At 72.3% G+C, this 12,112-nt stretch carries 15 protein-coding genes and 1 riboswitch; of the genes, 8 read left to right on the top strand and 7 right to left on the bottom strand.

All coding sequences use genetic code 11. The annotated features are described in order from the left end of the window. The first annotated feature begins 70 nt into the window (after positions 1-70). Positions 71-310: a toxin-antitoxin system HicB family antitoxin gene (locus ACFYP4_RS17565; protein ID WP_358853779.1), complete on the top strand. Its 240-nt coding sequence runs from the start codon at positions 71-73 to the stop codon at positions 308-310. A gap of 4 nt (positions 311-314) precedes the next feature. Next, positions 315-689: a fic family toxin-antitoxin system, toxin component gene (locus ACFYP4_RS17560; protein ID WP_358853778.1), complete on the top strand. Its 375-nt coding sequence runs from the start codon at positions 315-317 to the stop codon at positions 687-689. Positions 690-712: 23 nt separating this feature from the next. Here the strand turns inward: ACFYP4_RS17560 and bioD are convergent, their stop codons facing one another. Genes bioD through bioB form a run of 3 tightly spaced genes read right to left on the bottom strand, consistent with a single transcriptional unit; the run spans position 713 to position 3,933 of the window. After that, positions 713-1,438: a dethiobiotin synthase gene (gene bioD / locus ACFYP4_RS17555; RefSeq protein WP_358853777.1), complete on the bottom strand. Its 726-nt coding sequence runs from the start codon at positions 1,436-1,438 to the stop codon at positions 713-715. A gap of 1 nt (position 1,439) precedes the next feature. Next, positions 1,440-2,720, bottom strand: coding sequence for an adenosylmethionine--8-amino-7-oxononanoate transaminase (locus ACFYP4_RS17550; protein WP_358853776.1), 1,281 nt, complete (start codon positions 2,718-2,720; stop codon positions 1,440-1,442). Beyond that, entirely contained in the window at positions 2,713-3,933 is a 1,221-nt protein-coding gene (bioB, locus tag ACFYP4_RS17545; protein ID WP_388786120.1) for a biotin synthase BioB, read from the bottom strand. The genes ACFYP4_RS17550 and bioB overlap by 8 nt, the downstream gene beginning before the upstream one ends. Positions 3,934-4,089: 156 nt before the next feature. Between bioB and ACFYP4_RS17540 the strand changes: the two genes are divergently transcribed. Continuing rightward, positions 4,090-5,223: an 8-amino-7-oxononanoate synthase gene (locus ACFYP4_RS17540; protein WP_388786118.1), complete on the top strand. Its 1,134-nt coding sequence runs from the start codon at positions 4,090-4,092 to the stop codon at positions 5,221-5,223. A 30-nt stretch (positions 5,224-5,253) separates the two neighbouring features. Here the strand turns inward: ACFYP4_RS17540 and ACFYP4_RS17535 are convergent, their stop codons facing one another. Then, the gene (locus ACFYP4_RS17535) at positions 5,254-5,478 is read right to left on the bottom strand and encodes a DUF397 domain-containing protein (RefSeq protein ID WP_358853773.1); all 225 of its coding nucleotides are present in this window, start codon (positions 5,476-5,478) and stop codon (positions 5,254-5,256) included. Positions 5,479-5,487: 9 nt separating this feature from the next. Continuing rightward, on the bottom strand, positions 5,488-6,342 hold the full coding sequence (locus tag ACFYP4_RS17530; RefSeq protein WP_388786116.1) for a helix-turn-helix domain-containing protein: 855 nt from the start codon (positions 6,340-6,342) through the stop codon (positions 5,488-5,490). 248 nt (positions 6,343-6,590) lie between these two features. On the opposite strand from ACFYP4_RS17530, the gene ACFYP4_RS17525 reads away from it, so the two are divergent. Then, positions 6,591-7,043, top strand: coding sequence for an ATP-binding protein (locus tag ACFYP4_RS17525; RefSeq protein WP_358853771.1), 453 nt, complete (start codon positions 6,591-6,593; stop codon positions 7,041-7,043). A gap of 43 nt (positions 7,044-7,086) precedes the next feature. On the opposite strand, the gene ACFYP4_RS17520 is transcribed toward ACFYP4_RS17525, so the two are convergent. Together ACFYP4_RS17520 and ACFYP4_RS17515 are read right to left on the bottom strand one after the other, a co-directional pair. Continuing rightward, the gene (locus ACFYP4_RS17520; protein WP_358853770.1) at positions 7,087-7,620 is read right to left on the bottom strand and encodes a DUF6328 family protein; all 534 of its coding nucleotides are present in this window, start codon (positions 7,618-7,620) and stop codon (positions 7,087-7,089) included. Positions 7,621-7,701: 81 nt separating this feature from the next. Next, the gene (locus ACFYP4_RS17515; RefSeq protein WP_358853769.1) at positions 7,702-8,175 is read right to left on the bottom strand and encodes a C40 family peptidase; all 474 of its coding nucleotides are present in this window, start codon (positions 8,173-8,175) and stop codon (positions 7,702-7,704) included. 3 nt (positions 8,176-8,178) lie between these two features. After that, positions 8,179-8,375, bottom strand: a riboswitch (cyclic di-AMP (ydaO/yuaA leader). A 697-nt stretch (positions 8,376-9,072) separates the two neighbouring features. Between ACFYP4_RS17515 and ACFYP4_RS17510 the strand changes: the two genes are divergently transcribed. The 4 genes from ACFYP4_RS17510 to ACFYP4_RS17495 are packed head-to-tail and all read left to right on the top strand — an operon-like array spanning position 9,073 to position 12,090. Beyond that, positions 9,073-9,375: an urease subunit gamma gene (locus tag ACFYP4_RS17510; protein WP_358853768.1), complete on the top strand. Its 303-nt coding sequence runs from the start codon at positions 9,073-9,075 to the stop codon at positions 9,373-9,375. A gap of 15 nt (positions 9,376-9,390) precedes the next feature. Continuing rightward, positions 9,391-9,702, top strand: a complete 312-nt coding sequence (locus tag ACFYP4_RS17505; RefSeq protein ID WP_358853767.1) for an urease subunit beta — start codon at positions 9,391-9,393, stop codon at positions 9,700-9,702. After that, a complete protein-coding gene (locus ACFYP4_RS17500) occupies positions 9,695-11,416 on the top strand; it encodes an urease subunit alpha (RefSeq protein ID WP_358853766.1) in 1,722 nt (573 codons plus the stop codon). Before ACFYP4_RS17505 ends, ACFYP4_RS17500 begins: the two co-directional genes overlap by 8 nt. Beyond that, entirely contained in the window at positions 11,416-12,090 is a 675-nt protein-coding gene (locus ACFYP4_RS17495) for an urease accessory UreF family protein (protein ID WP_358853765.1), read from the top strand. The genes ACFYP4_RS17500 and ACFYP4_RS17495 overlap by 1 nt, the downstream gene beginning before the upstream one ends. Positions 12,091-12,112: the final 22 nt, after the last annotated feature.

The following is a 12,112-nucleotide window of genomic DNA, read 5'->3' as shown; positions in this document are numbered from 1 at the left end:
GCACTTTCCACCTCCGGGTGGACGCCGCGCGCCCTTGCCGCTGCTAGCGCTTCGGCGCTAGCTTCGAGGTATGGCGAAGACCCAGCTGAACGTTCGGGTGGACGAGGGCACCGCCCGGGCCGCCCGGGAGCGTGCCCTGGAGCGCGGCATGAGCGTGAACCGCTACATCGAGGAGCTGGTCAGACAGGACGCCGGAGAGGCGGGCCACACGTTCGTGGACGCCGCGGCCGACTTCATGAAGCAGTACGAGACCGTCTTCGCCGAGGAGTTCGGCGCGGAGCGTGAGGGCAAGCGCGAAGGTCGTCGTTGATCCGTTGAGCCACCTCAGAATCGATCTCGCCTGGCTCCTCATGATCGCCGAACGGAAGACGCCCGGCGATCCCCAGGTCACCGACTGGGGCGCCCTCGTCGCCGCCGTGAGCCGGCACGAGGCGGAGATATTCGGCACCCCCGTCTACGACAGCCCGCAGGCCCGCGCCGCGGCGCTGCTCCAACTCCTGCTGCACGTACCGGCCCTGGAGCGGTCCAACGCGCTGTTCGCCTCCGCCGTCGCGTACGGCTATCTCGTCGCCGACGGCATCAAGGTCGTCATCTCGCCCGAGCAGGTCCGCGACCTCGCCCGCCTGGTGAAGAGCGGCGAGGCCTCGGTCCAGGACATCGAACGCGAACTGCGCCGGTGGAGCCTGTGAACCCCCGGCTCCTGGGCCGGGGGCTACGGCGCCTCGCCGGCCGTGAACGCGTCCGCGTCCCAGGTACCGCCCAGGCGGGGTGACAGCCAGCCCGGCGCCCCGGCACGGAAGTCGGCCGGGGTCAGCGAACCGGCTCCGGCCGGCACCGCTCCGCGCAGCGGCGCCCCGGACACCTCCGGAAGGTCGGCCAGGTTGCAACGGCACGCCAGATCGGGGGAGTCGGGCCAGCTGCCGATCACGACGCCCGCGAAGTCGATCCCGCGAACACGCAGCTCGTGGGCAGTGAGCTCGGTCGTGTTCAGGGTGCCGAGACCGGCCGAGGCGACGACCAGCACCGGCGCGCCGATCAGCCGCGCCGCGTCCGCCAGCGTGCCGCCCGCCTCGTCGAACCGTACGAGCAGGCCGCCCGCGCCCTCGACCAGGACGAGGTCGTGATCCGCGGCCAGTTCGGTGGCCGCGTCCGCGACCTCCTTGGGCCGCACCGGCGCGAGGCCGGCCCGGCGGGCCGCCGTCGCGGGCGCCAACGGCTCGGGATAGCGGGCGAGTTCGAGTGTCGTCACCCGGCCGGCGAGCCGGGCCACCTCGTCGGCGTCCCCGCGCTCGTCCGGCCCCACCCCCGTCTGGGCGGGCTTGAGCACCGCCACCGACCGCCCGGCCGCGAGCGCGGCCGCAGCGACGGCGGCGGTCGTGACGGTCTTGCCGACCTCCGTGCCGGTTCCCGTGATCACCAGTACCGGTGTGTCCCGCATGTCATCCCTCCCGTGCCGCCGCGCACACCGCGCGGGTGACGCGTGCCAGATCCGTGTCGCTCGTGACGTACGGCGGCATCGTGTAGATGAGATCCCGGAACGGCCGCAGCCACACACCTTCGCGCACAGCCGCCCGGGTCGCCGCCTCCATGTCGACGGCGTGGTCCAGCTGGATCACGCCGATGGCGCCGAGCACCCGCACGTCCCGTACGCCCGGCAGCTCCGCGGCGGGCGCGAGTCCCTCCCGCAGCCCGCTCTCGACGCGCTTGACCTCGCTCTGCCAGTCCTGCCCGAGCAGCAGGTCGATGGAGGCGCAGGCCACGGCCGCCGCCAGCGGGTTCCCCATGAACGTGGGCCCGTGGGCGAGCACCGGGACCTCGCCCCGCGAGATGCCGTCGGCCACCCGGGCCGTGCACAGCGTCGCCGCCATCGTCAGATAGCCGCCGGTCAGCGCCTTGCCGACGCACATCACGTCCGGTGTCACACCGGCGTGCTCCGCCGCGAACAGCGTGCCCGTGCGGCCGAACGCGGTCGCGATCTCGTCGAAGACGAGCAGCACGTCGTGCGCGTCGCACGCCTCGCGCAGCACCCGCAGATACGCGGGGGAGTGGAACCGCATCCCGCCCGCGCCCTGCACCACCGGTTCCACGATCACCGCGGCCAGCTCGTCCGCGTGCCGCTCGATCAGGTCGCGCAGATGATCCGCGTACGACTCCTCGTACGCCACCGGCGGAGCGTCCGCGAACACCTGCCGCTGGAGCACTCCCTGCCACAGCCCGTGCATCCCGCCGTCGGGGTCGCACACCGACATCGGCTGCCAGGTGTCGCCGTGGTAGCCGCCGCGCCAGGTCAGCATCCGCTGTTTGCCGGGGCGGCCGAGCGAACGCCAGTGCTGGAGGCACATCTTCACGGCGACCTCCACCGAGACCGAACCGGAGTCGGCGAGGAAGACGTGCTCCAGACCCTCGGGTGACATATCGACAAGTTGCTTCGCCAGCCGTACGGCCGGCTCGTGGGTGAGCCCGCCGAACATGACGTGGCTCATGCGCTCCAGCTGGCCGCGGACCGCGTCGTTCAGCACCGGGTGGTTGTAACCGTGGATCGCCGCCCACCAGGACGACATCCCGTCGATCAGTTCACCCGACCCGTCGGCCATCTTCAGCCGCACGCCGCTCGCCGCCTCCACGACGAGCGGCTCCTGCCGGCCCGGCATCGGTCCGTAGGGGTGCCAGACGTGCCGGCGGTCCAGGTCGAGCAGTTCCGGCACGGACAGCTCAGGCATTGGGCGCGAGGTCCGTTCCGGCGCCCCGCCGGCGCACCGCGACGAGGTCCGTCCGCGCCTCACTCGCCTGCGGCGCGGGCGCGGGCGCGGACCCGCAGACCCCGCCGCTCTCGTGCGAGCCGCAGCCCGCCGTCTCGTGGGATCCGCAGCCCGCGGAGCCGTGCGAGCCGCAGCCCGCGCCCTCCGCGGCCCCGCAGCCACCGGCCGCGGCCCGGTGCTCGGGGAGCGTGACCTCACCCGCGCCCTCCACCTCGAACCCGGCGTCCGCGATCATCTCCAGGTCGGCCTTGCCCGCCTGGCCCTCGCTGGTGAGGTAGTCGCCGAGGAAGATCGAGTTGGCGAGGTGCAGCGCGAGCGGCTGCATCGTGCGCAGATGGACCTCGCGCCCGCCCGCGATGCGGACCTCGACGTCGGGGCAGACGAAGCGGACCATCGCGAGGATGCGCAGGCAGCGCTGCGGGCTCAGGTTCCACTCCTTGGCGAGCGGAGTGCCCTCGAACGGGATCAGGAAGTTCACCGGAACGGAGTCGGGGTCCAGCTCACGCAGCGCGTAGACGACGTCGACCAGGTCCTCGTCGCTCTCGCCCATGCCCGCGATCAGACCGGAGCAGGCGGACAGTCCGGCCGCGTGCGCCTTGTGCACCGTGTCCACCCGGTCGGCGTACGTGTGCGTGGTCGTGATCTCCCCGTACGTCCCCTCGGACGTGTTCAGGTTGTGGTTGTAGGCGTCCGCGCCCGCCTCCCGCAGCCGCTCGGCCTGCCCGTCGGAGAGCAGCCCGAGGCAGGCGCACACCTCGACGCTCTCGTTCTGGTCCTTGATCGCCTTGATGGTGTCGGACACCCGGTCGACGTCACGGTCCGTCGGGCCGCGCCCGCTCGCCACCAGACAGACGCGCTTGGCGCCCCCCGCCAGGCCCGCCGCGGCGGCCTGCGAGGCCTCGTCCGGCTTGAGCCAGGTGTACTTCAGGATCTCGGCCTTCGACCCGAGCCGCTGCGAACAGTAGGAGCAGTCCTCGGGGCACAGCCCCGACTTCAGGTTGACCAGATAGTTGAGTTTCACCCGTCGGCCGAACCAGTGCCGGCGCACCTTGCCCGCCGCCGCCACCACATCGAGCAGGTCGTCGTCGGACGTGGCCAGCACGGCCAGAGCTTCGTCCCGGGTCGGCAGCTCGCGCCGAAGCCCCTTGTCCACCAGCGTGTTCAGCAGGTCCATGAGGGTCGATCCTGGCCTATGCGACCGCCCGGGGCCAAGGAGAGTTTGCACAACAGAGACCGTTCGAGGTGTGGGTATTGCCACATCCTGGGCGGCGGGCCCGGCGGCTAGGGTCTGTCCATTGCCTACAAAACGACAGGGCCCGGAGGCTCCAGCATGGCCGGATCGCCGTTCGCATGGATCGACGAGCAGGCGCACCGGCGCCGCCGGGCGGGTCTGGTCCGCACGCTGCGCCCGCGCCCCGCCGAGTCGCCGCTCCTCGACCTCGCGAGCAACGACTACCTCGGGCTGGCACGGCATCCGGAGATCACCGAGGCCGCGGCGGAGGCCGCGCGGCGCTGGGGCGGCGGCGCCACCGGTTCCCGGCTGGTCACGGGCACGACGGAGCTGCACGGTGAACTCGAGCGCGAACTCGCCGCCTTCTGCGGCTTCGAGTCCGCCCTCGTCTTCTCCTCCGGCTACGCCGCGAACCTCGCCGCCGTCACCGCGCTCGCGCCGCACGGCTCCCTCATCGTCTCCGACGCGGGCAACCACGCCTCGCTGATCGACGGCTGCCGGCTGGCCCGCGGGACGACACAGGTCGTCGCGCACACCGACCCGGAGGCCGTCCGCAAGGCCCTCGGCACCCACGAAGGGCCCGCCGTCGCCGTCTCCGACACCGTCTTCTCGGTGGACGGGGACGCGGCACCGCTGGCCGGGCTCGCCGCCGCCTGCCGGGAGTACGGCGCGGGACTCGTCCTCGACGACGCGCACGGCCTCGGCGTGCTCGGCGACGGCGGCCGGGGCGCCGCGCGGGCGTCCGGCCTCGCGGGCGCGCCCGACGTCGTGGTGACCGTCACGCTCTCCAAGTCGTTCGGCAGCCAGGGCGGCGCCGTGCTCGGGCCCGCACCGGTCATCGACCACCTCGTCAACGCGGCCCGGACGTTCATCTTCGACACCGGCCTCGCGCCGGCCGCCGCGGGTGCGGCCCTCGCGGCGCTGCGCCTGCTGCGCCGCGAGCCGGACCGGGCCGCGCGGGCCCGTCGGGTGGCGACGACCCTGCACACCCGCCTGACGGCCGAGGGCCTCGAAGCGGTCCGGCCGGACGCGGCGGTGGTGTCCGTACGGGCGCCGTCCCCGGAGCGGGCGGTGGCCTGGGCGGCCGACTGCCGGAAGGCGGGTCTCGCCGTCGGCTGCTTCCGCCCGCCGTCCGTGCCCGACGGCATCTCGCGGCTGCGGCTGACCGCCCGCGCCGATCTCACGGAGGACCAGATCGAGCACGCCGTACGGGTGATCAGCCGGACGAGGTGAACACGGCGGGGGCCGTCCCCGGTGGGGGGATCAGCCCAGTGCGGCGATGAACTGCTCCCACGCGGCGGGGGCGAGGAGCAGGGCGGGTCCCGCGGTGTTCTTCGAGTCGCGGACGGCCACGAGCCCGGCCCACGGGCCCGGCCCCGGTCGCGCGGTCTCGACGCAGTTGTTCATTCCGGTGCTGCGGCTGCTGCGCAGCCACCGCACGCCGTGCAGGGACGTACTGGAACGTACGGACCGAGGCGGTGCCGACATGATGCCTCCTCACGCGCCGTCACGTATCGCGGCGATGTAGTCCACGGAGTCCCCGGGCGAAAGAGCGTGCGCCCGAAGGGTGTTGAAGGCCTCGGTGTAGGCCCGGAGGTCTTCTTTCCGTTCGAGGTGGAAGCTACTCGTCATGTGGTCAAGAACAACCACATCCAGATCAGATGTGTTCGGAAATGAGAAGATAACGAAAGGGCCGCTGATCCCGACGTGGGCTCCGGACGCGAACGGCAGGACCTGGAGCCGTACGTGCGGAAGGCGCGCCGCCACCAGGAGCCGTTCCAGCTGCCGTCGCATCACCGCGCGTCCGCCGACGGTCCGCCGCAGCACGGCCTCGTCCAGCACGGCGCTCAGTTCCAGGGGCGGATGCGAACGCAGCACGTCCTGCCGGGCCAGCCGCACCTCCACCAGCGCGTTCAGCTTGCCGTCCTCCAGGCCCTCCACGGCGGCCCGGGTGACGGCGCGGGCGTACTCCGGCGTCTGCAGCAGGCCCGGCACCACGCAGGTCTCCAGTGTGCGCATGGCACTCGCCTGCGACTCCAGGCTGATGAAGTCGCGGTACGCCGGAGGGAGCACGCCGCGGTAGGCGTGCCACCAGTGGCGCCCGTCGCCGTCGGAGCCGGCCAGGGCGACGAGCAGTTCGCGCAGTTCGGGGCTCTGGACGCCGTACGCGTCGAGGAGCCGCCGTACGTCGGGCGGCTTGGCGCCGCTGGTGCCGGTCTCGATCCGGCTGACCTTCGACTGGTGCCAGCCGACCAGCCGGGCCGCCTCGCCGCTGGTGAGCCCCGCCCGGCCGCGCAGGGCGCGCAGTTCGGCGCCGAGCTTGCGGCGCCGCACCGCTGGACCGTGTCGCATGGCCGCCTCCTTCCGCCCGGTGAGCGGCGTCCCCGGCGACGGTAGAGGATGCGCCCGGTGCCCGGCCGAACGGGCTCGTTCGCGTGGAGTTCACCGCATCGAGCGACAGATATATGCACATCCCGGTGGATCGCGCCCGCGACGGGTGCGGCGATGGCAGTCTGGCGCGAAGCACCGGTCCGGGACCGTACTCGAATCATCCGCTCCGTGTCGGACTACGGGTCCCGTGGGAAAGGGACGACGTCGCCATGGCAGATCACCAGGAAGCATCCGTCACTCTCCCGAGCGATCCCGCATCGGTCTGCGCGGCCCGGACCTACGTCATCGGTGTCCTCGCCGACTGGGGCCTGCCGAGTGGCACGGAGGCCGCCGAGACCGTACGCCTGATCGTGTCCGAGCTCGCCACCAACGCCGTCCAGCACACCCTCGGGCAGTCTCCGACCTTCACCGTGGACGTCGCGCTCGAGCGTGACGAACAGCTGCGCATCGGAGTCACCGACAGCCACCCGCGGTTCCCGAAGCGACTGCCCGCCGCCGTCCAGCAGGACAACGGCCGGGGACTGGTCATCATCCGCTGGCTGACCGCCGAGTGCGGCGGCAGGCTGAGCGTGCGGCCCACCCGCGAGGGCGGCAAGACGGTCGTGATCGAGCTGCCGTGGTCCCTCCCGGCCCGGCCGGTGACGCCGGGCCGGGAACCTTGACACCGCCACCCCGCAGCCGCGCCGCCGGGGGCCGTGGCGGCCCTCACGGGCGCCGGCCCGGACCTTCGTGCTCCCGGGTCCCCGAGGGAGCCCCTTTCGCCCGGAGGGCGCGCCGCACGAGCCGGGGCAGGACGCCCCACAGCGCCGCGCAGACGACCAGCGTGCCCGCCGCCGCGGCGATTCCGCCGCCCCTGCCCAGGGTCACGTCGACGACGAGCAGGACGGAGCCGGTGAACGCCAGCATCAGGACGCACAGCCCGGCCGTGGCCAGATGGGAGGAGACCCGCACGATGGTGGCCTTGGCGTTCTGCTGGAACAGCGACCGGTGCAGGGCCGCCGGGGCCACGAAGAGCGCGGCGGCCAGCACGGCGAGCAGCAGCGTGGTGACGTACGTGACGCGCTGCACCGTGTCGAGGGTCGGGAACCGCTGGGTGAACGCCAGGGTCAGCAGGAAGGCGAAGAGGATCTGCACGCCGGTCTGGACGACGCGCAGCTCCTGGAGCAGCTCGGCGAAGTTGCGGTCGGCGCGCTCCGGGGGCGTCTCGTTCCGCGCGGATCGAGGGTGTCGGTCGTCCATGGGCGGACGAGTATCCGTTTCCGGCCATGGTCACGCCCTCCGGGGGCGGCGGCGCCCGCCGCCGCCCCCGGAGGGAGCCGGTCAGCCGACCCGGCCGTACCAGACGCTCTTCGTCCAGATCTTCGTGAGCTTCACGACCTCCCCGGTCTTCGGGGAGTGCCAGATCCGTCCCTTCCCGGCGTAGATGCCGACGTGGTACACGTTCCGGCCCGAATGGAAGAACACGAGGTCTCCCGCCCTGCGGTGCGAGGCGGAGACGTGGTTGGTCTTGTTGTACTGCGCCGCGGCCGTACGAGGCAGCTTCTTGCCGGCCTTCTTGTACGAGTAGAGCGTGAGCCCGGAGCAGTCGAAGCGGCGCGGCCCCGTCGCGCCGTACTTGTACGGGGCACCTTTCTTGGAGGCCGCGATTTGAAGCGCCTTCGTCGCCGATGTGGCCGCGGCGGCGTCGGATGCGGCGCCGGGGACCACGAGGCTGCCGCCGACGGCGGCGATGGTGAGGGCCGAGGCCGTACCGGCCCGGGTCCACAGCGACGGGACACGATTGAGCGCAGTCATGCGCAACCCTTCGTCAGCCGCCTGTGAAGGATGACCTGTCGGATTCGGGCTGGCGAAGTAGCCCGGCCGCGATGTGCGGCTTCACCCCAAGGACCGCCCGGATCTCTCCGGCGGCCCGTCGTGCTGGGTCCTCCACTCCTGCCGATCCACTTCTGTCGACCGGTCATCCGGGCGGCGGCAGGACTCGGCGTCCGCCCGGATCGCCCCGCCGCTTCGGCGGGGGCTTGTCGTCGCAGGGATCTTCACTCATGGAAGTCCGAAAATCCGAACGGAATCGGAGATTTGTGGGGTTACTCACCACTCACCCGTTCGGGTGGACACCCCCTGTTTCGAACGGAAGTTGGGGGTGTCGACCAAGCCCGCACCTGCGGCGGAACGCTTCATTCCGCCCCGGCTCTCCACGCGTTGCGCAAGTTGAGGGGGTCTATGACCGGGGGTGCGTCTACGCCGTTGGGGGGTACGCCGTTTGGTGCGTTTGTGTCCCGGACCGGACGCCGCGCGAAGCCGGCGCCCGCCGGCCCCGGGCGACGGCGCGCCGGGTGTCCGCCGTCGGCGGCAAGGTGACGCGGGAGGCCCGTCGTTCGCCTCCGCGGATCCGTACGGTCCGCTCCACGGGCGGCGCGTGGACTTCGCTTCCGCCCCGTTGGTCCATCGGAGTGGGCGCGTGCGGTGCCCGACGGGCAGGGCCGGCCCAGCCGGGGGTCATGAGCGGATCAAGAGCTGGTTAACGTAGTTGAAACTCCGTCCAACTAGCCTGCCGATCCACGCCACCAGGGGTTTCCTTATCCGGATTGAGCCTGACCGCCCAATCTGCCTGTGTGTTACACCTATCCCGTCGCGGTGGCTGCGGCAACCGGACCCCGCACGGTCCGGGCGAGGACTGTGAGGTGGGACGCCGTGCAACTGACCCCGCACGAGCAAGAGAGGCTGCTGATCCACGTGGCCGCCGACGTGGCCGAGAAGCGCCGGGCCCGCGGGCTGAGACTGAACCACCCCGAGGCCGTCGCCCTCATCACCTCGCACCTCCTGGAAGGCGCCCGTGACGGCCGTACCGTCGCCGAGCTCATGGCCTCCGGGCGCAGGCTGCTCACCCGGGACGACGTCATGGAGGGCATCCCCGAGATGATCCACGACGTCCAGGTGGAGGCGACCTTCCCGGACGGCACCAAGCTCGTCACCGTCCACGACCCGATCGTCTGACGGGGGAGCGGCCCGATGATCCCCGGAGAGATCCTGTTCGCCGACGGGCCCGTCGCCTTCAACGAAGGCCGCGAGGTCACCCGGCTGACCGTCCTCAACTCCGCCGACCGCCCCGTCCAGGTCGGCTCCCACTACCACTTCGCCGAGGCCAACCCGGGTCTGGACTTCGACCGCGCCGCCGCCCGCGGCAGGCGGCTGAACGTGGCCGCGGGCACCGCCGTGCGCTTCGAGCCCGGTATCCCCGTCGACGTCGAACTCGTTCCGCTCGCCGGTGCCCGGGTGGTGCCCGGCCTGCGCGGTGAGACCGGAGGTGCCCTCGATGCCTGAGATCTCGCGTGCCGCGTACGCCGATCTGTTCGGGCCCACCACCGGCGACCGGATCCGGCTCGCCGACACCGATCTGCTCGTCGAGATCGAGGAGGACCGCTGCGGCGGTCCCGGCCGCGCCGGCGACGAGGCGGTGTTCGGCGGCGGCAAGGTCATCCGCGAGTCCATGGGCCAGGCGCGCGCCACGCGCGCGGACGGCACCCCGGACACGGTGATCACGGGAGCCGTGATCATCGACCACTGGGGCGTCGTCAAGGCCGACGTCGGCATCCGCGACGGCCGGATCACCGGCATCGGCAAGGCGGGCAACCCCGACACGATGGACGGCGTCCACCCGGACCTCGTCATCGGCCCCGAGACCGAGATCGTCGCGGGCAACGGGCGGATCCTCACGGCCGGCGCCATCGACGCGCACGTCCACTTCATCTGCCCGCAGATCGCCGACGAGGCGCTGGCGGCCGGTATCACCACGCTGGTCGGCGGCGGTACCGGACCGGCCGAGGGCTCCAAGGCGACCACCGTCACCCCCGGCCCCTGGCACCTGGCCCGGATGCTGGAGGCGATGGAGCGGTACCCGCTCAACATCGGCCTGCTCGGCAAGGGCAACACCGTCTCGCACGAGGCGATGCTGTCCCAGATCCGCGGCGGCGCCCTCGGACTGAAGCTGCACGAGGACTGGGGCTCCACCCCGGCCGTCATCGACGCCTCGCTCACCGTCGCCGAGCAGACCGGCGTCCAGATCGCCATCCACACGGACACCCTCAACGAGGCCGGGTTCGTGGGCGACACCCTCGCCGCCATCGCCGGCCGCACGATCCACGCGTACCACACCGAGGGTGCGGGCGGCGGTCACGCGCCGGACATCATGACCGTGGTCTCCGAGCCGCACGTGCTGCCCAGCTCCACCAACCCGACCCGGCCCTTCACCGTCAACACCGCCGAGGAACACCTCGACATGCTGATGGTCTGCCACCACCTCAACCCGTCCGTCCCCGAGGACCTGGCCTTCGCCGAGTCGCGGATCCGGCCGTCCACCATCGGCGCGGAGGACATCCTGCACGACCTGGGCGCCATCTCGATCATCTCCTCCGACTCGCAGGCGATGGGCCGGATCGGCGAGGTGGTCATGCGGACCTGGCAGACGGCGCACGTGATGAAGCGCAGGCGCGGGGCGCTGCCCGGCGACGGACGCGCGGACAACCGCCGGGTACGTCGCTATGTCGCCAAATACACGATCAACCCGGCCGTGGCGCAGGGACTCGCCCGCGAGATCGGCTCGGTGGAGACCGGCAAGCTCGCCGACCTCGTGCTGTGGGAGCCCGCCTTCTTCGGCGTCAAGCCGCACCTCGTCATCAAGGGCGGGCAGATCGCCTACGCGCAGATGGGCGACGCGAACGCCTCCATCCCGACCCCGCAGCCGATTCTGCCCCGGCCCATGTTCGGCGCGATCGGACGGGCCCCCGCCGCCAACTCGTTCAACTTCGTGGCTCCGGCGGCGATCGAGGACGGGTTGCCCGAACGGCTCGCGCTCGGCAAGCGGTTCGTACCCATCGAGTCCACGCGGGCGGTGACCAAGGCCGACATGCGGGAGAACGACGCGCGTCCGCAGGTGCGCGTCGACCCCGACAGCTTCGCCGTGCACATTGACGGGGAACTGGTCGAGGCGACACCGGCGGCCGAACTGCCCATGGCCCAGCGTTACTTCCTCTTCTGATGACGCGCGCAGCACTGCTCGTCCTGGCCGACGGCCGTTTCCCCGCCGGAGGGCACGCCCACTCCGGTGGGGCCGAGGCGGCCGTCAAGGCCGGGCGGATCACCGGCGCGGCGAGTCTCGAGGAGTTCTGCCGGGGGCGGCTGCACACCACCGGCCTGGTGACGGCCGCCCTGGCCGCGGCGGCGGCTAGCGGAGCCGACCCGGGTGAACTGGACGCGGCCGCGGACGCCCGCACGCCGTCGCCCGCCCTGCGAGCTGCCGCCCGGCGGCTCGGGCGGCAGCTCGTGCGGGCCGCCCGGGCGGCGTGGCCGAGCATCGAACTGGACGACCTGGCACGGCGGTTCCCGAAGGGGGCGCACCAGCCCGTCGTCCTCGGGCTGGCAGCCGCAGCCGCCGGACTGACGCCGGAGGACGCCGCGTACTGCTCCGTGTACGAGAGCGTGAGCGGCCCGGCGACGGCGACGGTACGGCTGCTGAGCCTCGACCCGTTCGAGGCGACCGGCGTGCTGGCGCGGCTTGCGCCCGAACTGGACCTCGTGGCGCGGGCCGCGGCGGACGCCGCCCGGCGTGCGCTCGTCGACGGGGTCGACGTGCTGCCGGCCGCCTCCGCTCCGCTGCTGGAGATCGGGGCGGAGGCGCATGCCGCCTGGTCCGTGAGGCTGTTCGCCTCCTGATCCTCCGGGGAGGAATTCGCGC

The organism is Streptomyces sp. NPDC005551, assembly GCF_042871785.1.
Taxonomy (GTDB): domain Bacteria; phylum Actinomycetota; class Actinomycetes; order Streptomycetales; family Streptomycetaceae; genus Streptomyces.
Note: the sequence above shows the minus strand (reverse complement) of the source record. Positions and strands in the feature narration are given on the sequence as shown.

Bases quoted from the DNA above. Each gene is read 5' to 3' on its own strand.
- ACFYP4_RS17530 (WP_388786116.1), bottom strand. From the start codon at position 6,342: ATGCGACACGGTCCAGCGGTGCGGCGCCGCAAGCTCGGCGCCGAACTG.
- ACFYP4_RS17495 (WP_358853765.1), top strand. From the start codon at position 11,416: ATGACGCGCGCAGCACTGCTCGTCCTGGCCGACGGCCGTTTCCCCGCC.
- ACFYP4_RS17535 (WP_358853773.1), bottom strand. From the start codon at position 5,478: ATGTCGGCACCGCCTCGGTCCGTACGTTCCAGTACGTCCCTGCACGGC.
- bioB (WP_388786120.1), bottom strand. From the start codon at position 3,933: ATGGACCTGCTGAACACGCTGGTGGACAAGGGGCTTCGGCGCGAGCTG.
- ACFYP4_RS17500 (WP_358853766.1), top strand. From the start codon at position 9,695: ATGCCTGAGATCTCGCGTGCCGCGTACGCCGATCTGTTCGGGCCCACC.
- ACFYP4_RS17550 (WP_358853776.1), bottom strand. From the start codon at position 2,720: ATGCCTGAGCTGTCCGTGCCGGAACTGCTCGACCTGGACCGCCGGCAC.
- bioD (WP_358853777.1), bottom strand. From the start codon at position 1,438: ATGCGGGACACACCGGTACTGGTGATCACGGGAACCGGCACGGAGGTC.
- ACFYP4_RS17525 (WP_358853771.1), top strand. From the start codon at position 6,591: ATGGCAGATCACCAGGAAGCATCCGTCACTCTCCCGAGCGATCCCGCA.
- ACFYP4_RS17540 (WP_388786118.1), top strand. From the start codon at position 4,090: ATGGCCGGATCGCCGTTCGCATGGATCGACGAGCAGGCGCACCGGCGC.
- ACFYP4_RS17520 (WP_358853770.1), bottom strand. From the start codon at position 7,620: ATGGACGACCGACACCCTCGATCCGCGCGGAACGAGACGCCCCCGGAG.
- ACFYP4_RS17565 (WP_358853779.1), top strand. From the start codon at position 71: ATGGCGAAGACCCAGCTGAACGTTCGGGTGGACGAGGGCACCGCCCGG.
- ACFYP4_RS17515 (WP_358853769.1), bottom strand. From the start codon at position 8,175: ATGACTGCGCTCAATCGTGTCCCGTCGCTGTGGACCCGGGCCGGTACG.
- ACFYP4_RS17505 (WP_358853767.1), top strand. From the start codon at position 9,391: ATGATCCCCGGAGAGATCCTGTTCGCCGACGGGCCCGTCGCCTTCAAC.